Origin of the sequence: Streptomyces sp. V1I1 (assembly GCF_030817355.1) — a bacterium.
Lineage (GTDB): Bacteria > Actinomycetota > Actinomycetes > Streptomycetales > Streptomycetaceae > Streptomyces.
Genome location: NZ_JAUSZH010000001.1, coordinates 3,043,087 through 3,060,926 on the forward strand (window position 1 = coordinate 3,043,087; position 17,840 = coordinate 3,060,926).

The 17,840-nt window shown below is 66.3% G+C and carries 19 protein-coding genes; 10 read left to right on the top strand and 9 right to left on the bottom strand.

The window, feature by feature from the left end:
• The first annotated feature begins 126 nt into the window (after window positions 1-126).
• The 4 genes from QFZ67_RS14150 (at window position 127) to QFZ67_RS14165 (ending at window position 1,648) form a co-directional block, all read left to right on the top strand.
• Window positions 127-639 (top strand): MarR family winged helix-turn-helix transcriptional regulator, encoded by a 513-nt coding sequence (locus QFZ67_RS14150; RefSeq protein WP_307661457.1) that lies wholly within the window; start codon window positions 127-129, stop codon window positions 637-639.
• A gap of 32 nt (window positions 640-671) precedes the next feature.
• Entirely contained in the window at window positions 672-1,145 is a 474-nt protein-coding gene (locus QFZ67_RS14155; RefSeq protein ID WP_307661458.1) for a sigma factor-like helix-turn-helix DNA-binding protein, read from the top strand.
• Entirely contained in the window at window positions 1,142-1,393 is a 252-nt protein-coding gene (locus tag QFZ67_RS14160; protein WP_307661459.1) for a hypothetical protein, read from the top strand. Before QFZ67_RS14155 ends, QFZ67_RS14160 begins: the two co-directional genes overlap by 4 nt.
• A gap of 63 nt (window positions 1,394-1,456) precedes the next feature.
• The gene (locus tag QFZ67_RS14165; protein ID WP_307661460.1) at window positions 1,457-1,648 is read left to right on the top strand and encodes a DUF1059 domain-containing protein; all 192 of its coding nucleotides are present in this window, start codon (window positions 1,457-1,459) and stop codon (window positions 1,646-1,648) included.
• An 82-nt stretch (window positions 1,649-1,730) separates the two neighbouring features.
• Here QFZ67_RS14165 and QFZ67_RS14170 read toward each other — a convergent pair whose 3' ends face one another.
• On the bottom strand, window positions 1,731-2,885 hold the full coding sequence (locus QFZ67_RS14170) for a cystathionine gamma-synthase (protein ID WP_307661461.1): 1,155 nt from the start codon (window positions 2,883-2,885) through the stop codon (window positions 1,731-1,733).
• 175 nt (window positions 2,886-3,060) lie between these two features.
• Here QFZ67_RS14170 and QFZ67_RS14175 point away from each other — a divergent pair, with 175 nt between their 5' ends.
• From QFZ67_RS14175 to QFZ67_RS14185, 3 genes are all read left to right on the top strand, one after another.
• The gene (locus tag QFZ67_RS14175) at window positions 3,061-4,164 is read left to right on the top strand and encodes a hypothetical protein (RefSeq protein ID WP_307661462.1); all 1,104 of its coding nucleotides are present in this window, start codon (window positions 3,061-3,063) and stop codon (window positions 4,162-4,164) included.
• Between the two features lie 78 nt (window positions 4,165-4,242).
• Window positions 4,243-4,914, top strand: a complete 672-nt coding sequence (gene msrA, locus QFZ67_RS14180) for a peptide-methionine (S)-S-oxide reductase MsrA (RefSeq protein WP_307661463.1) — start codon at window positions 4,243-4,245, stop codon at window positions 4,912-4,914.
• 100 nt (window positions 4,915-5,014) lie between these two features.
• Window positions 5,015-5,212: a hypothetical protein gene (locus QFZ67_RS14185; protein WP_307661464.1), complete on the top strand. Its 198-nt coding sequence runs from the start codon at window positions 5,015-5,017 to the stop codon at window positions 5,210-5,212.
• A gap of 102 nt (window positions 5,213-5,314) precedes the next feature.
• Here the strand turns inward: QFZ67_RS14185 and QFZ67_RS14190 are convergent, their stop codons facing one another.
• Window positions 5,315-5,851 (bottom strand): transposase, encoded by a 537-nt coding sequence (locus QFZ67_RS14190; RefSeq protein ID WP_307665839.1) that lies wholly within the window; start codon window positions 5,849-5,851, stop codon window positions 5,315-5,317.
• The gene (locus tag QFZ67_RS14195; RefSeq protein ID WP_307661465.1) at window positions 5,848-6,387 is read right to left on the bottom strand and encodes a winged helix-turn-helix domain-containing protein; all 540 of its coding nucleotides are present in this window, start codon (window positions 6,385-6,387) and stop codon (window positions 5,848-5,850) included. Before QFZ67_RS14195 ends, QFZ67_RS14190 begins: the two co-directional genes overlap by 4 nt.
• A gap of 220 nt (window positions 6,388-6,607) precedes the next feature.
• Here QFZ67_RS14195 and QFZ67_RS14200 point away from each other — a divergent pair, with 220 nt between their 5' ends.
• Window positions 6,608-7,585 (top strand): hypothetical protein, encoded by a 978-nt coding sequence (locus QFZ67_RS14200; RefSeq protein WP_307661466.1) that lies wholly within the window; start codon window positions 6,608-6,610, stop codon window positions 7,583-7,585.
• 473 nt (window positions 7,586-8,058) lie between these two features.
• Here the strand turns inward: QFZ67_RS14200 and QFZ67_RS14205 are convergent, their stop codons facing one another.
• The 6 genes from QFZ67_RS14205 to QFZ67_RS14230 form a co-directional block, all read right to left on the bottom strand.
• The gene (locus QFZ67_RS14205; RefSeq protein WP_307661467.1) at window positions 8,059-11,055 is read right to left on the bottom strand and encodes a tetratricopeptide repeat protein; all 2,997 of its coding nucleotides are present in this window, start codon (window positions 11,053-11,055) and stop codon (window positions 8,059-8,061) included.
• A complete protein-coding gene (locus tag QFZ67_RS14210) occupies window positions 11,025-12,149 on the bottom strand; it encodes a hypothetical protein (protein WP_307661468.1) in 1,125 nt (374 codons plus the stop codon). The genes QFZ67_RS14205 and QFZ67_RS14210 overlap by 31 nt, the downstream gene beginning before the upstream one ends.
• Window positions 12,139-13,308, bottom strand: coding sequence for an FxsB family cyclophane-forming radical SAM/SPASM peptide maturase (locus QFZ67_RS14215; protein WP_307661469.1), 1,170 nt, complete (start codon window positions 13,306-13,308; stop codon window positions 12,139-12,141). Before QFZ67_RS14215 ends, QFZ67_RS14210 begins: the two co-directional genes overlap by 11 nt.
• A 2-nt stretch (window positions 13,309-13,310) precedes the next feature.
• Entirely contained in the window at window positions 13,311-13,499 is a 189-nt protein-coding gene (locus tag QFZ67_RS14220; protein ID WP_307661470.1) for a hypothetical protein, read from the bottom strand.
• Between the two features lie 261 nt (window positions 13,500-13,760).
• Window positions 13,761-15,248, bottom strand: a complete 1,488-nt coding sequence (locus tag QFZ67_RS14225; protein ID WP_307661471.1) for a recombinase family protein — start codon at window positions 15,246-15,248, stop codon at window positions 13,761-13,763.
• Window positions 15,249-15,430: 182 nt separating this feature from the next.
• Window positions 15,431-16,639: an IS110 family transposase gene (locus QFZ67_RS14230; protein ID WP_307659275.1), complete on the bottom strand. Its 1,209-nt coding sequence runs from the start codon at window positions 16,637-16,639 to the stop codon at window positions 15,431-15,433.
• A gap of 267 nt (window positions 16,640-16,906) precedes the next feature.
• Here QFZ67_RS14230 and QFZ67_RS14235 point away from each other — a divergent pair, with 267 nt between their 5' ends.
• A complete protein-coding gene (locus QFZ67_RS14235) occupies window positions 16,907-17,227 on the top strand; it encodes an MmcQ/YjbR family DNA-binding protein (protein WP_307665840.1) in 321 nt (106 codons plus the stop codon).
• Window positions 17,228-17,607: 380 nt separating this feature from the next.
• Window positions 17,608-17,730, top strand: a complete 123-nt coding sequence (locus QFZ67_RS14240; RefSeq protein WP_307661472.1) for a hypothetical protein — start codon at window positions 17,608-17,610, stop codon at window positions 17,728-17,730.
• Window positions 17,731-17,840 lie beyond the last annotated feature (110 nt).

Below are 17,840 nucleotides of genomic sequence, written 5' to 3' on the forward strand. Positions count from 1 at the left end.
CACCGGACCGGCGGCCGCCCGGATCCCGTGCTTCCCCACTGGTTTGTGCAGCCCTGGTACGCACCGGGTCGTTGCCGCGTACTCTGTCCCCCACCAACCGACCACCGCACGAGAGAGCCCCTGGCCATGCCCACCACTCAGGACATGACGACTCATCTCGACCCCGGCCTCCTCGATGCCCTCCAGCACCAGGTCGCCGTCTTCGCACGCCGCGCGGAACAGACCCGGCTCGGCGGGGTCGGCCAGGTCCGCAACTCCATGGACCGTGCCGCGTATCTGCTGCTCAACCGGCTCGACAAGGAAGGCCCGATGGGGGTCAAGGCGCTCGCCGCGGGGATGGGCATCGACTCGTCGACCGTCACCCGCCAGGTCGCGCCGCTCGTCGACACGGGCCTGGTCAAGCGCACCTCGCACCCGGAGGACGGCCGCGCCGTCGTGCTCCAGCTGTCCCCCCGCGGCCAGGCAAGGCTCGAAGAAGTCCGCTCCTCGCGGCGCGAGCTGATGGCGCAGGTGACGGACGGCTGGACGGAGACGGAGCGGGAGTCGTTCTGCACCCTGCTCACCCGCTTCAACACCGCGCTCTCCGCCCGCCAGGCCGGCCTGCCGCCCGTGGACACGGAGACGCCGCCGACCTCTTGACCCCGGTGGCGTATCTGCCTCTATATGAGGACGTGAGCGAGCGGCAGACGGTACGAGGGCGTCGCCGGGCCCGTGAGTTCGATGCGTTCGTCGCGGGCGCGGCCGGCCGGCTGCTGCATGCCGCGACCCTGCTCACCGCCGAGCCCCCCAATGCGAACCCGCACGCCCAGCAGCTGCTGACCGCGGCCCTCGCCCATACGTACGCGGAATGGGACCGGCTGCGCGGCGAGGACCCGTACGACCGCACCCGCCAGGAACTCGCCGCCCGCTTCGCCCGCAGCGCCTGGCGCTACCACCGGGTGCGCGGCGGCGTTCTGGAACGCCTCACCCCGCAGGAACGCCTCATCCTGGTGCTGCGCCTGTACGAGGGGGTCGCCGAGGAGCAGACGGCGGCGCTGATCGGGCTCCCGGTGGAACGGGTCCGCGCGATCTGCGCCCGCGCGATCGCGACGATGCGCAGCGCCCCGCCGACGCCGCCGCGCGCCCCGGCCCAGGCGGTGACATGAGCCGCCAGGACCGCAAGGAGGACGAGGTCCGCCGGATGCTGGAGACCCGCCACCCCGCGGTCCCGGCGGATCTGGCGGCCCGCGCGGCGGAACACGGGACGCGGCTGCTGCGCCGCCACCGGGCGGTGCGCCGCGCCGCATGGCTGCTGCTCATGGCCGCGGCGATCGCGTTCGCGGTCTGGGCGGCGACGACGGAGCCGTGGATGACACCGCCGACTAGGACAACACCTCCGCTGGAGGGCTGGTAACGACCCCCTTGTCCGGATCTATGCTGGATGGAGCGGCGCACAGATCGAGCCGAGGAGGTCGTCATGACCAGAAAAGTTGCCGACTGCCGCAAATTCCCGAGCGAGATGAACTGCACCCTCACCATCTCCGGCGAGGAAGAGGAAGTCGTCCGGGCCGCCAGTGAACACGCGGTCTCCGTGCACGGACACACGGACAGCCTGGAACTGCGTTCGCAGATCCGGGAGTTCCTCGAGGACGAGAAGGTCCACGCCTGACCGGGCCACTTCCGTAGGGGCTCTTCCGTAAGGGCCTCTTCCGTAGGGCGCCGGCCAGGCGTCGGCCTCCGGTCCGCCCGGGTCAGCCCAGCGCCTGCTGCAGATCCGCCAGCAGATCGTCGCCCGCCTCGATGCCCACCGACAGGCGCACCAGGTCCGCCGGAACCTCCAGGGCGGAGCCCGCCACCGAGGCGTGCGTCATCCGTCCCGGGTGCTCGATCAGCGACTCGACACCGCCCAGGGACTCGCCCAGCGTGAAGAGCTTCGCTCGGTTGCAGACCTCGACCGCCGCCTCCTCGCCGCCCTCGACCCGGAAGGAGACCATCCCGCCGAAGGCCTTCATCTGCTTCGCCGCGGTCTCGTGGCCCGGGTGCTCCGGCAGCCCCGGGTAGAGGACCTGCGTGACCTTGGGGTGGCGGGTGAGCATCTCGGCGACCCGGGCGGCGTTCGCGCTGTGCCGGTCCATACGGACAGGCAGCGTCTTGATGCCGCGCAGCACCAGCCACGCGTCGAACGGTCCTGCCACCGCGCCCATCGCGTTCTGGTGGTACGCCAGTTCCTCGCCCACCGTCGCGTCCGCCGCGATCAGCGCACCGCCGACGACGTCGGAGTGGCCGCCCATGTACTTGGTCAGCGAGTGCACGACGATGTCCGCGCCGAGCGCGATCGGCTGCTGGAGATAGGGGCTGGCGAAGGTGTTGTCCACGACGAGGCGCGCGCCCGCGCCCCGCGCGATCTCCGCGACCGCCGCGATGTCGGTGATGCCGAGGAGGGGGTTGGACGGGGTCTCGACCCAGATGACCTTCGTCTTGGGGGTGAGGGCTGCGCGCACCGCGGCCGGGTCGGAGGTGTTCGCCACCGACCACTCGACGCCCCACCGGGAGACGACCTTCGCGAAGAGCCGGAAGGTACCGCCGTACGCGTCGTTCGGGATCACCACATGGTCGCCCGGCTCCAGCAGCGTACGCAGCAGGCAGTCCTCCGCCGCGAGCCCGGACGCGAAGGCGAGCCCGCGCCGGCCGCCCTCCAGCGCCGCGAGGTTCTCCTCGAGGGCAGTACGGGTCGGGTTGGCGCTGCGGCTGTACTCATAGCCGCCGCGCAGTCCGCCCACGCCGTCCTGCTTGTAGGTGGACACCTGATAGATGGGCGGGACGACCGCGCCGGTCAGCGGGTCCGCCGTGTTGCCCGCGTGGATCGCGATGGTCTCGAAGCTGTGCAAGCTGTGCTGGTCGCTCATGAGGCCCGAGCGTAGTCCGGCTCGGGCTCGGGGGCGCGGCCCGCCCCGTGACTGTGCGGTCGGACCCGGTGCGCGGCCCGCCCCGGCCGCTGTCCGGGACATTGCGGTCGGACCCTGGTACGCGGCCCGCCCCCGCCGCTGTCCTGGACTGTTCGGTCTTGGAGACAATGGGGCCATGGAGATTCTCTGGTTCCTGATCGCGATGGCCATGCTGGCCGCGGTCATCGGTCCTTTTGCGCTGCGCCGCCGCTCCGGCATCCGGCAGGTCGCGCCCGGCTCGCCCGACGCCGCCGACCCGGACACGTACGGATTCATGCGCCAGGAAGAGCTGGACATCCGGCTGCCGGGACCTGACCAGGACCTCCTCGACGTACTCGACGTCGTACAGCACACCCAGGACTGGCGGGCCGCGTCGCAGCTGCTGGCGGGCACCCCGAAGGACGGCGAGGTGCGCTGGCAGCGCGTGCAGGCCTTCGCCGGGGCGGCGTCGCTGGAGCTCCAGCAGCGGCCGGGCGTCGGCGGGGCATGGCTGCGCGCCTGGCGCTCGGAGTCCCCGAAGGACGCGGGCGGCGCGCAGGTGCACGCGGAGTTCCTGGTGCAGCAGGCCTGGCGGTCCTCGACCGCGGGGACGGACGACTTCCGGATCATCCTGGAGGAGGCCCGTACGGTCTGCGGCGAGGCGGCTCTGCTCGCGCCCGGCGACCCCGTCCCGTACATCGTCGAACTCGCCGTCGCGCGCGGACTCGGCTACACCCCCGAGCAGTTCGACCAGGTGTGGGCCAAGGTCATCGACCGCGCGCCCGAGCACATGGGCGCGTATCTGGCCGCGCTGCACTACTGGTGCGAGAAGTGGCACGGCTCCCGCGAGGAGGCCGACCACTTCGCGACGACGGCAGCGGCCCGCGCCCCGCAGGGCTCGCTGCTGGCCGCGCTCCCGCTGTTCGCGGTGTACGAGCACGTCCCGGACGTTGTCCTGGTGCAGGGCTTCTACCAGAGCGCGGTGGTGACGAAGGCGATGGAGGGCGCACTCTTCGCGGTGCACTCCGCCCGCCCCGACGACCCCATGCTCGCGCACGTACGGCATCTGCTGGTCCTCTTCCTCGTACGGTCGGAGAGGTGGGCCGAGGCGATGAACCAGCTGGTGAGGGTGGACGGCCACGTCGGCGCGCTGCCATGGACACACAGCGGCGATCCGGCGGCGGAGTACACGGTGTACCGGAACCTGGCGGTGGCGGGGTACGAGGCGAATGGGGGGAGCCCGGCGACGCTGCTGCAGTGAGGCGGCGGGGCGGCGGGGCCAGGAATCCTTGCTCACCCCCGGACGTTGTCATGAAGGCCGACTGTCGAGGAGACCCGCATGTTCCTGTCCCGCCGCACCCCCGAGCTCCCCACCCCTGACCAGGCCCTGCGCGGCCGCGCGACCCCTGAGTTCTCCGTCCCCGACCGCCACACGGTCCTCGGCAATCCGCTGCTGGGCCCGTACCCGGAGGGCCTGGAGATCGCGGACTTCGGCCTGGGCTGTTTCTGGGGCGCGGAGCGCAAGTTCTGGCAGACGGACGGCGTCTGGACGACGCTGGTCGGCTACCAGGGCGGATACACCCAGAACCCGGCATACGAAGAGGTCTGCTCGGGCCTGACTGGCCACACGGAGGCGGTACGCGTCGTCTTCGACCCGTCGGTCGTCTCGTACGAGTCGCTGCTGAAGCTGTTCTGGGAGTCCCACGACCCGACGCAGGGCTTCCGCCAGGGCAATGACGTGGGCACGCAGTACCGCTCGGCGATCTACACCCACGCGGATTCCCAGGCGAAGACTGCGCAGGCGTCCCGGGAGGCGTACCAGGGGGTCCTGACGGGCTCGGGGTACGGCACGATCACGACGGAACTGCTGCCGGCGGAGGGCCGCCCGTTCTACCCGGCGGAGGGGTACCACCAGCAGTATCTTTCAAGCAGCAAAAACCCGAACGGGTACTGCGGGATCGGCGGGACGGGTGTCTCGTGCCCGATCGGTGTCGCGAAGGCCGAGGGGTGAGTTCCGGCTTCACCCCCGAGCTGTTGGCGGGGCTGTGGCGGGAACGGCGGTCGTCGGGTCCGCCCATCGCCCACACGTTCCGCAGTACGTACTGCGACCGGTGGTGCACTTCCACAGCCTCCCCGGCTCGAAGCGCTACCCGGAGCCCGAGGACGAGTACGCGATCGTGCTGAACCGGTACAACACGGTTCTCGACGAACTGTTCGCGGGCACCGACGTGTTCGTGGTGACCATGGACTGGTCGCACACGCCGACCGGGCCCGCCGGCCACCCCACCCACGAGATACGACCGCAATAGGTCTGGGGCTTACCGCTCTGATCGGCTTCAGTGCCACGGGATTGTTGATCATCCAGATTCTCTGGACTCCCCAGCAGCGTGGCTCAGCTACTGAGTTTGAACTCATGAAGTCGTAGGGATGAGGGACAGTCCGGTCCCGGCAAGGCATCCGTCGATCAGTTGGGGGCGGTACTGGATCTTCCTCATCCCGTGTCGGATGGTCTGGATGAGGTGCTCGGGTGTGGTGAAGGCGGTGTTGGACAGCCAGCCGCGCCGCAGCAGGGACCAGATGCCCTCGACGGGGTTGAGGTCGGGTGCGTATGAGGGCAGCTGGTAGGCGGTCAGCCATTCCTGTCTGGCGATGAACTGCCGCATTCCATAAGCCAGATGAACGTTGAGATTGTCCCAGACGAGCACGATCGGTCCGCCCAGTTGCTGGTGGGCCGTGATCAGCAGGTCGCGGTAGTCGGTCCAGGCGAAGCTCTTGCGTCCGTCGCGCCCGCCGTCGTCGCGGCGCGGCCGGTAGATCAGCCGGGAGCGTTCGCCCGGCTTGTAGCAGGTCAGGGCCGCGATCGAGATGCGGCGGCGAGAGCGTCCCCGCACCCGGATCACGGGAGTCTGCCCGCGCCGGGCCCAGGTGCGGGCAACCGGCGGCGTCATCGAGAAGCCGGACTCGTCCTCGAAGACGATCCAGGCCCCGAGCGCCGCCGCGGTCTTTCCACCTGCGGCCATGTCTCCTTCACCCAGCCAGTGACCTGGTCCTCGTCGCGTTCCACGGCCCGTCTGGCCGGGACCTGGCAGGAGTAGCCGTGCCTGATCAGCAGCTTGCGCACCCCTTGCAGCGTGTAGCTCTTGTCGAAACGCCGCCCGATCACGGTCTTGATCCTCGACAGTGTCCACCGCTGGTCCGGCCAGCCGTGCGCCACGGGGCTCTTGGCCAGTTCCGTTTCCAGCACGGCGAACTGGGCCTCGCTCAGCCGCGGCAGTGAGGCCGAACCCGCCGACCGCAAAGCACGCGGGCCGCCCTTGTTCCACGATCGCCGCCACCGCTGGACCGACCGGACACCGACCCGTAACTCCTTCGCGATCACCGCACTCGGCTCGCCCAGGGCGAACCGCTCGGCGGCCATCATCCGAATGCCCTCGCGGAGCTGCCGACGTTCGTCCGACAGACCACCGCCCTGCGCATACCTCATGACGACGGCGTACCGCGAGGATCAAGCCCTGTCAGCACAAATGTCCTGTGCCATCAGATCTTGAGCGCGTGCCATCGAAGTTCGAGCGGCTTCGATAACACATGGCCACGGGGCGGGTGGCTGACTGCGTGAACCAGGTGAGCTGCGTTAAATCACTGGGCAAACTCGTCGGATGACCAGCGGGACTGGACCGCGGGGATTCAGAAGGGGCGGGCGGTAAATGGGCGATGAAGAAGCGACGATCCGCTCGGATGCGGAGGCGGGCAGCGTTGACGCGATGGTGCGTCTGGCTCAACTGCTGAGTAGGTGGGGTGCGACGGAAGAAGCGATGGCAGAAGCTGAGCCTTGGTTCCGCCGGGCCGCGGAGGCAGGCAGCACTTACGAGATGGAGTGTCTGGCTCTCTTCCTGAGCAGGCGGGGCGCGACGGACGAGGCTGAGTCCTGGTACCGCCGGGCCGCAGAGGCAGGCAGCGACGGCGCCGTTCTGTACCTGGCCCGGTTCCTACGCGCTCGGGGCGCGAAGGACGAGGCGGAGTCTTGGTACCGCCGTGTGACAGATGACCGCTACGCGGTGCCGGCGATGACGGGTTTGGCCCAGCTCTTGCATGAGCGGGGCGCGGCGGAAGACGCAATCGCGGTGTATCGCCAGGCTTTTGGGAGGGACTACGTCGCCGCGACGTGTTCCGCCCTGGCGAGGGTGCATGAGTGGGTCCCTGACCTGCTTGCCCGGGGAAGGTTCGAGGCGGCCGAGGCGGTCTTGCGCGAGCTGGAGCGTCAGGAAGAGTACATGGCGCGCATCGAGGAAGAGTACGAGGCGCGCATCAGAGACGAAATCGCCCGAACCGGGGTGGTGCCCGCGACGGGCGGCTCCAGTTGGGGCACGATGGTGATGACCATGGTCGCCACTGCGGCAGTGATCCCATTTCTGCAAACGATCATGGCCAAGGCGGGTGAAGACGGCTACGGTGCGGTGCGTTCTGCGATCCGGCGCATGTCACGACGCGAGCAGGTGCAGCCCGCTGAGCCCGATGGCCAGAAGAACGTGATCATCCATGTGCCTGTGAACGTGCCGGATGAGGCGCTTCGACGCTTGATGAGCATGGACCTGGCAGCCCTCATGAGGGCCAGCAATTCCAGTGCTATCGAAGTGTCCTGGGACGACGACCAACAGGAGTGGAAAGTGGTCACCCGCGGCTGAAGCGTTCAAGAGGTCGTCCACAGGTTCCTCGCCGTGCAACCCGACTTCTCGCTCAGTGCAAGCTCAAGGTTCGATGGCACGCGATCAAACATCAAGGACACAGGACAACAAACGACAACCCGCGTTCAAGCTCAGTAGTCGCAGCCGAGAGCGCCGGAGCTGAGTGGGGAGGACCGTGTCATGTCCCCTTCCCTACCGCTCAGGAACCTGCGTGTCCGGCGGGGTGAGGGATCGTTCAGGTCGCTTTGGACTGGGTGATCTGTCGGGTACTACCGAAGAACGCGGGGTGGGGCGGGCGTTGGAGGCGCAGCGCAGGGTGATCCACCGGATTCTCTTCCGACAACGGACCGGCATCGTGGCGAGACTGCCGACGCGGTTTGGGAAGTGGAGGAACACGGCCAGATCGACGTTCATGCCTCCACCGGCCTCGCAATACGTGATGGCGCAGCTACTGGCGGGGGCTGGCCAGGAATCTAACCGGCGGAGTGTCGGCGCAGTGCCTCCTCCACTCGCTGCAGGTCCGGGGACCCGATGCGTTGGAGGATGGCCAGCGCGTCCCGCAGGCGGGAGAGGCCCTGCTCCGGCTCATTTGTGCCGAAGAGACAGCGGGCAAGTCCCTCCAGCGCATGCGCCTCGAGCAGGGGTGCTTCGATGTCGCGTGCTCCTGCAAGGGCAGATGTCAACGGGTCGTGTGCCTCTTCGCATTGAGCACGGCGCACCAGCAGGTTTCCCTGTGCGATTAGGGCGTCCGTCTGGCCGTACCGGTGGCCTAGGGATGTGTGCAGCTCAAGGGCCGCACCAATGTCCGCTTCTGCGCCTGCCCGGTCTTCGAGCAAGCCCTTCACCACCCCCAACTCCTTCAGGGAGCAGGCCTCCCCGTAGCGGAAGCCGAACTCTCTGTGCTGGGCGATCGCTTGGATGTGTGTGGTCATGGCGGCGGTGTAGTTGCCCATGAGGCGGTGGAGCGCGCCCAGGTCGGTCAGTGCAAGCCCCATCCCGTAGCGGCTGCCGAGCTCCCGGTGCAGATCCACCGACCTTGTCAAAGTGGCTAGAGAAGACCCGAAGTCACCGGTCAGGTACTCGACAACACCCAACTCCTTAAACGAGTACGCCTGGCCGTGGCGGTCGCCGAGGGCGTGATGCAGGTCCAGCGCATGAGCGATCTGCGCTGTCGCAGTCGGATAGTCACCCAAGTGGTAGTTAGTGAGGGCGAGTTGGTTGTAGGCGAATGCTTCCCCGTACTCATTGCCCAGGTCCTGGTAGATCTCGAGCGACTCGGCGTGGATGTTGTGCGCTGTACGCAAAAACCCCAGCAACCAGTGCAGTGTCCCCAGCTCGTGCAGCGTATTGGCTTCTCCCAGCGTGTTGCCCAGCGCTCGGTAGAGCTCACGCGCCCGCTCCTGGCTCGCCCGGTCGGCCTCGTACTCGCAGCAGAGGCGCTGCGCAACGCCAAGTTCGTGAACAGCCGTCGCCTCGCCCAGGCGGTCATCCACCTGTCGGTGAAGCTCCTGCGCTCGCTCCTGGCTCGCCATCGCGGCGGAGAATTCACCCCGCAGGCGCTGCATGGACCCCAGACGGCCCCATGCCTGCGCCTCGCCCGCCTGGTCGCCTGCCGCCGTCGCTGCAGTCAGCGCGCTCTCATGCAGGGCCATCGCCTGATCCCAGTGCCCCTGACTGCGCAGAAAGTTGTTCATCGCCGCTGAGATGCCGACCGCATGCGCGGGACGCGCATGGACCGCAGCGTAGTCCACAGTCGCATGGATGTTGGAGCGCTGGTGCTTCAGCCAGTCCACGGCCTGCGCCGGGCCAGCGAAGTCCGGGGCCCATGCCGGGGGAGTGGAGGAAGCTGGCACGTCCGACTCGGGCGTACGTCCTTTGATCAGCTGGGCCGCCCTACGAACCGTGTGCTGGTAGTAGTTCAACATGCGGGTCACCGCGGCCTCGGTCTCCGCCACCGGGTCCAGGGAGACCAGCGACTGCGCCTTCTCGCGCACGAGGTCGTGCATGCGGTAGTCGCCGCGAGCGGGCTCATCGATGAGATGGTGCATGAAGATGCCGTCGAGGAATTCTTGCGCGTTCGCCAGAGGGATATCAGCGAGCGACGCCGCGATGTACGCATCGATCACCGATCCGGGGTGCAAGCCCAGCAGCCGGAACAGCCGCTGTTGCCCTGAGGTGAGGTCACGGTAGGACAGATCGAACGCAGAGGCGACCGAGTCCTCCTCAGCCCGCATCGTCGCGATGCGGTGCCGGGTCGCCGCCAGATCCTCGACCAGGTCCTGAACGCTCCAGTGCGGGTGGTGTGCCAGCTTTCCCGCGGTCAGCCGAATGGCCAGCGGAAGATAGCCGCACAGTCGGACGACCTCCGCGACCTGAGGATCGGACGGAATCAGGCCTGGACGCGCCGCGAGGCGTGAGAAGAGCACCTTGGCTTCTGCCGGAGGCATGGTTTCTAAGCTGATCGGGACCACCCCTTCGAGCGCAGTGAGCCGGCGTCGGCTCGTGACCAGGACGAGTGAGCCCTGGGAGCCGGGCAGCAGGTGACGCACTTGCTCACTGGACACAGCATCGTCCAGCAGCAGCAGTATCCGCTTCGTTCGCAGTCGGTCTCGCCATAATGCCGATCGGGTCTGCAGGTCGGAGGGGATCTGAGCGGCGGGAACACCGATGACTAGTAGAAGGGACGCGAGCGCGTCCCGTGGGTCGACGGGCCGCTGCCCGGGCGTGTGGCCGTGGAGGTGCAGGAACAGCTGACCGTCCTGGAAGCGGGGGGCGAGGAGATGGGCGGCACGCACGGCCATGGCGCTCTTGCCGACTCCTGCCATCCCGTCGATCGCATGGATGTCAACCCCCTGCATCGCAGGCCCAGTTACATTCATCGCCTCCAATACGCGCTCAAGCTCGGCATGACGGCCGGTGAACGAAGGGATATCGCGGGGCAGACTGAACGTAGCGGCGGCCCGGGTGGGGAGAGATAGTCCGTCGATCCGCAGGCCGAGGGCTTCCAGCCGCCCTATGATCTCCGCCGTGTCGAGCGCGTGCACCAACTCAGTGAGCTCGCTGGCTGCAGCGTACTGACGAAGTCCGGATACGACAGCCTCGCAGACGCGCTCCGTGAACCGATCCGGCTCGATCTCGACGACGTCTTGGAACGGCAGCCCGGTGGTGTCGCTGACCCATTCCCCGAAATCTGCGATCTGGTCCGCCACCGATTCCTGCAGGGCGTCGCGCACAGACACGCTGCCGTCGAGGCGCAGCTTGGGCGGCGAGCTGAAAGAGCGGACAAGGCCGTGCTCAAGCGTGCTGCGCACGGCGGGGTCTGATTGGGCAATGACCGTTCCCACGGAACGGCCGATTGTCTTTCGCAGGGACCGGTCGTCACGACGATTTCTGACAAGTTCAACGCCGGAGTCGTTGCATAACGTGACCAGCCAGCCGACTACAGCGCTGACGATGTCGATCGAGACCATAACAGTTTCGCCCCCTCATCGCCCTTTGCAGTCCGTTGGCTCATAGTAGCCGGTCGATTACTCAGGCGGGCCATCTGTGCGGCAGCGTAGGAGGCGTAAGGGCCACCGAGGCCCGCTGCCGTTCGATAGCTCCGCCGCGCTAGGGCGAGCCGGTCGGAGATGACCAGATTGTCCGCCAGGAGAACATGACTGGCTGTATCCAACGGATCGAGGCGAACGACTTTCCGAAGGTATAGCTCGGCCGTGCGTCGATCTCCGGCGGCCTCGGCCGCTTTCGACTGTGAGATCAGGACAAATCGTAGATTTTCTGGGTGTAGGTAGGCGCCTTGAACGGAGTCCGCAGATTCCAGTCGCGCGTAATGCTCGGACAGGTCCAGCTGGCGCCGTACCTCCGAGTGGTCGGAGAGGAAAAAGGGGACAAAACTCATACCCCGCCAGCATGCGCTGAGCATCAGAGCGCTAAATCCGCCTTCCGGCGGGTCCCCCATCAGACGTTCAGCAGCATTCTGCCAGTGAAGCATCTCGCTCATGGTGCGGTCGGAACGGGCATGCTTGACGAGAAGATTGATTGCGGCGCTCAGTCGGGCGTTCGCGGGAAACCGGTGATTCTCGGCAACGCGAACGAGAAGTTCGGTAGTCCTGGCCGCGAGATTCGGTGCCATTCCCCGGGTGACCTGGGCGGCCGTATAGTGCAGGATTTCTAGTCTGACGTGTACCAGGGATTCCGGATCGCCGTTCCGGGCAGGCGCCAGTCCTGCAAGAGTGTGCCAGAAGCCGAGTCTGGCAAGTACTTTTGCGACGGAGAGGCACCTGGAGTCTTCCAGCGAGTCCCAGTCGTTCAGTTCTTGGCATAGTAAGGCCCATGCGGCGCTGCGCGATGGCTCGGGGAGCCCGCGCGGGTCATGGACGTGCGCCCACCGCGGAAAAGCGACGGCAAGGGACTGGCGGAAGTTCCCTGAAGTCACGACTTGGTAGGGCGGTAGCAGCCGTCCCGCCAGATACCGCCGGCCTATGTCCGCCACAGCTCTGGCGTGGAGCGGTCCCTGGTCCGTTTCGAGGTCGAAGTATGCGGCGAGCACTGAGTCATTCATCATCGGCCAGCGCTCCTGCCACTCTCAGGTGCCCCGCGGCGAAAATATCGGCGTGCAGGCGTGAGCGCACGTGAACAATGAGTTTCTGCAGGTCCCGGCAATAGACGGAGGGATTGAGAAAACCGTGTCCGACGCGGTAGCGGTGAGCGATGTGCCCTCCACCGCACACCCGCTGAAGGCTGCACGCTCTGCAGGTGTCGCACAGTCTGGCAGCACCCAGCTGACGGGCGACCGTGGCCGGGTGGGCGAGGGCCTCTTGCAGTGCATGGTCGCGGACATTGAGCCCGAGACCTGCGGCCCCCGCGAAAGCCGACTTGAGGGAGTCGACTTGCTCGAGGCTCCCATCGGTCTCGACTATCAGGGAACGGAAAGGAGTCAGGCCGACTGACTCGGATCTGGCCGCGCTGCCTAGGAGGAGCATGATGACATCCTCGAACAGTCGCACACCGGTTTCCCGCAGAGGGGCCTCGTACCATCGCTCGAAAATGGGCAACAGCCAATCGGCATAAGGTGTTGACCGGGAATTGCTGTGACGTCCGGGAGGAGGATTCGTCCAGTTCCCGTGAGGCAGAAGAAAATCCACGGCAGGGGGGTTGTGAGCCAACAGTTCACCGTAGGTCTCCAGCGGATCGTTCTCCAGGCTAACGGTGGCCAGCAGCCCAGAAAAGAGATGGCGGGTTTCCGGCCGGGTGAGCAGTGACAGTTTCTCCGACACACGTGCATGGCTTCCGCTGCCCCGTCGATCCTTCCGATGACGGTCATGGGCCGCCCGCGCCCCGTCGAGGCTTATTCCGACCTTGATGTCAAAACGGTCGAAGAGCTCCAGGTACTCCTCGTCCAGGAGCAGTCCATTGGTCTGAATGCCGAGCGATACCTTGGCGCTGCCGGAGAGACGGGTCGTAATGTGTTCGGCGGCGTGGGATATTCTTTGGTAACCCGCAAGCAGGGGCTCACCGCCGTGCAGAACTACCTGCACCGAGGGAAGACTGAATTCTCGAATATGCTCGGACATTCTATACACGGTGGCCTCAAGAACTGCCGTAGACATCGCCGCAGGTCGAGTACGCCAGCTCTGGTCGGCCATCTCGTACAAATAGCAGTAGTCGCATCTCAGATTACAGTGGCCGTGCATTTTCAGGATGAACTGAGTGAACGGCTGCATGTTCAGAGTTCCGGCTCTATGAAGGAATTGAAAGTGCCTTCGGCAGGGCGGTTGCCATCATAAATGCCGTAACGTCGCAGCAGTATCACACGCAGGGCCGGATTTGCCGTGCGCAGAATGACTCGCAGTGCCGAGGCCGCGGCATCGGATAATTCATTGTCATCGAAGTCGTATTTCTCTTCGTTCTCCATTCGCCCCCGGATCTTTTATGAGAATGTTGGCGCACACCATTAGCTTTGCCAATGGCTCGGTGCAGAGTACATCTCGCCGTTCAGAGCGTCAAGATGACAATGCGGCCATTAAGTGTGTGCAATGTTGTCAGGTGACATCAGGAACATCACTAGCTTCATTCCTGCGCCTGCTGCCCAGCGGCTGTGGACGAGGGCCGCTGTCGCGGCACGCAGGCCGTCGGCCGCCGCACACAACGAAGGCTGGCCAACCTCGGACAGGACCTAATCGCGAGTCCACTTGGGCACGAGAAGGTCAGGGTTGAACGGGCGCCTTCCGCCACCTCCAACGGGCAGGACGATCACCGCATGCAATGCCTCTCGGACGAGAGCCCGCTTCTGCGCCATGTCGAGCTTGTTCGAGTACCACTGCTCACGTACATCCTCGGTCAGGGCGGAAGCACGCTGAATCTGCAACGCGTGCTGCGTGCGTTCCTTTCGCAGCTCTTTGATGCGGGACTCCATCCTGTGGTTCTCAGGGAAGAAGAGCTCATCCGAAATCTGATCCTCTTGCCATTTCTGCAACATCGTTCGCTGCTTGGTCATCAGTCGGTTTAGTTCCTCCTCTCCACCCCACTCAGCGTCCAACTCCTGCTTGACCGCGGCCCGCTCCTCCAGCTTCGCCAACACAGCTTCGGTGATGTACTCATCAACCTTGGCCCCGTTGCGGGCGCTCCCCCCGCAGCCCCCCATGGAACGGGACGGGCATTGGTAGACATAGCCACCCGACAAGTCCGGCCTCGTGCTCACCCTCAAGGGAGCATTGCAAAACTTCCCGTCTTCCTTGGGCTTTCCGCACCGGAGAATCCCTGTCAGAAGATGCGAGGGAGTTCGATAGTCGGTGATGGTTCCGTCGGCCTTGATGTTGGGTCCGACTCGCGCCGAGAAGAGCGCATCGATCGCCATCCATTCCTTCGGCGTGATGATGGGATCCCATTTACCCACCACGGGGACACCGTCGGCGTCCCTCACCAGCTCCCCATTGTGCTTGCGCCATCCGCACATGCGGGGATTCCACAGGGCGAGCTTGAGCGACCGGGATTGCCATACGTTGTTGTGGACCGTGCGCAACTCTGCATCCCGCCATGCTTCAAGGATGGAGTGCAGCGACTTTCCGGCGATGACGTCGCGGGCCGCCTGAGCGAGGTGCCGGGCCTCCTCGGGGCGAAGCGTCAGCTTGTCGTGCTCCCAACCGAACGGCCGCGTTCCGCCGACAGGGATGCCCTGTTCTGCACGACGACGGTGCGACCGACGTGTTCGCCGCCTGATCTTCCGCACTTCCGCCTTGGAGACCACCACGCCGAAGAGCCCCATCGACTCAACATCCTCGTTATAGAGGTCCTTGAGTCCCTTGGCGTCCGCGTAGATCCGTCGGTCCTCGAACGTCACTGCGTCCACGAACCGTTCGTAGTCGCCTACACGCCTCACCAGCCGGTCATCCGCGACAACTATGGCGCCGCGCACTGTCCGACCGTCCGGAAGATGCCCCACCTTGAGGACCTTCAGCATTGCTTCAAAGTCGGGCCGCACAAGATCTGCCTTCGCTGCTGAAAGATCGTTGTCCGTGTAGTAGTGCATGATCTTCAAGCCCAGCGTGGCCGCCGTCTCGTCGTTCACCAGGTGCTGGTCTTCGACCCCGTGGGCGTCCCTGGCCAAGTCCGCCGAGATCCTTGCGTACGCCACCACCGGCACTAACTGATCGTCGCTGCTCATGCCTAACTCCCCCTATCTGTCTAGGACTTCCAATACTGCCTGAAGTACATAGGTATCACCAGCAGTACTTGGACAAGAACCCGGCGGGGTACTGCGGCCTGGGCGGGACGGGCGTCAAGCTAAGTACCCCGTTCGCGACGAACTGGGGGGTGCCTCTATGTCCTTCGTCAAGCCTGCGTGGGTCATGCGGGGGTCGCTTCCGGGGTGCGTGACTCGTAGAAGGTTCCGTCTCGGAGCATGGCGAACAGGACGCTGATGCGGTGGCGGGCGAGCCGGAGGAGGGCTTGGGTGTGGGTTTTGCCGCGGGCTCGCTGCCGGTCGTAGTAGCTGCGGGAGGCGGGGTCGTGCAGGGCCGCGAAGGCGGAGAGGAACATGGCGCGTTTGAGGAGTCGGTTGCCTGTTCTGGGGGCGTGTTCGCCGTGGATGGACGATCCGGAGGACTTCGTGGCCGGGGCAAGGCCGGCGTAGGAGGCCAAGTGGGCGGCGGTCGGGAAGGACGATCCGTCGCCGATGGTGACCAGCAAGGTGGCGGCGGTCCTGACACCGACTCCGGGCATCGAGGTCAGGACCTGGGAAAGAGGGTGCGACTCCAGCAGCTCGCTGATCTGGGCTTCCAGAGCGCGTCGTTGTTCGTGGACGGCGGCGAGCGAGCGGGCCAGCGAGGGCACCACCACGTCCAGGGTGGTGGTGCCCGGGACGACGACGGTCTGTTCGTCGAGCGCGTCGAAGATGTCGTTGACCAGGCGTTCGGCCATGCGCGGGGCCTTGGGCCGTATCAGGTTCACGAGCCTGCGGCGTCCGGCCTTGCGCAGGGCGGCGGGCGAGCCGAAGCGTTCCAGCAGGTGCGTCACAGCCTGGTGGTCCAGGCGGGGCCCCAGTACTCGCTCCAGGCTCGGGTGGAACTGGGTGAGCAGGCCGCGGAGCCGGTTGCTGGTGCGGGTGGCCTCGGCGGCGAGGTCCTGGTCGAAGCCGGTCAGGACGGTCAGCTGGGCCGCGGTCTCGTCGGCCAGTTCCAGGGCCCGCAGGGTGTGAGGCATGGTGCGGGCGGCGTCCGCGATCACGTGCGCGTCGCGGGCATCGGTCTTTGCCTCACCGGGATACAAATCGGCGATCCGCCGCATCGCCAGCCCTGGCAGGTAGGCCACGTGGCAGCCGGCGTCCCGGGCCACCGCGAGCGGCAGGGCGCCGATCGATGCGGGCTGGTCCACGATGACCAGCACGCGGCCGAACCTGGCCGTGAGCTTGTCGAACACGGCCCGCAGTTTCGGCTCGCTGTTGGGCAGCCGCTTGTCGTAGACGGTCTTGCCGCCCGCTGTCAGGCCGTGGCCGTGGTGGTCGCCCTTGCCGACGTCCAGGCCGAGGAAGACCGCGATTTCACCGGTGTCGAGCACCGCACCCCCCGAGGGTGGTCGTTCCGTCCCGGCCTCACCCACCGGCACCGAGCGCGCGCATCCACGTTACGCAGACCTGCCACCCTTCAACGGCCGGGCGTTGCGCTCGGCCGGGTGACGGTCGGGCCTCTCATCAGCGGTCAGACGGTGCCCCGGACCCGGTGACACCACCCCCCAGGTCATCGCTTCGACAGGGGGCAACAGTCATGCCGGGCCCGGAGGCCAGGAGCCCCGTTTCAGGGCCACGAAGAAAGTAACGGGGGCGTCCTGCCCGGCGCCGGCGAGGAATTCCCCTGGGGCGACACCGTCGTCAAGGTCAACAAGAAGATCTTCGTCTTTCTGGGAGTGACCGACGGCAGCTATCCGCTGGGTGTCGGCGTCAAACTCAAGGACGAGGCGATGCACGCCCATGTCCTGTCCTGCCCGGGCGCTGAGCCGTCCGGCTACGGACTGGGGAAGGCGGGCTGGGTGCAGATCCCACTCGCGCAGAAGGGCGCACCGTCGGCGGCAGTGCTCTGCGACTGGGTGGAGGAGAGCTACCGCAGCATCGCCACGAAGAAGCTGATCGCCGAGCTCGAGGCCCGCTGATCGCGCCCCGGGCCCGGGCGCGCAGCGCTTGCTCTAACCATCGTCCATGCGGGCGAGGGCATGGCGCATCCAGTCGTTTAACGCAGCCACCGTCGGGTTGGTCGCATGCTCGCTGACGCGGGCGGCTTCAAGTGCAAGGTGCACGCTGACGGTTCCTGCCAACAACTTGGCTGATACGGACGACTCATGGCGCTCGACAGCGCCCTTTCCTGTTCTGGAAAGATCAGGCGCTTGACCCGGCCCGCGACCGTCTCGGGAGCATCGAACGCGACAGGCGTACGCCGACATGTGGGGGCATGGATACTGCGGAAGCTGTCCGGTGACCCTGCAGGAACGGAACGTGCCCGACTCTGTGGGGCACCGAGGACGCCAAGGACTACGTGGTCCAGGGGTACGTCATCACCGGCCCCAAGCGGCTGGCGCAGCTCGTTCTACCCGAGGGCGAGACCGCCGTCGTGGTCCCGGCCGCAGTGTTGGAGGAGTACTTCCGTGCTCAGCGGTGACGAGTTCGGCCGGCTCTTCGAGACCCTCCGCTCGCCCGCGGACGCGAATCCGGTCGGCCCTCATACTTCGCCGCCAGTCTCGACACCCACAACGCGCCTCGCTGGGTGCT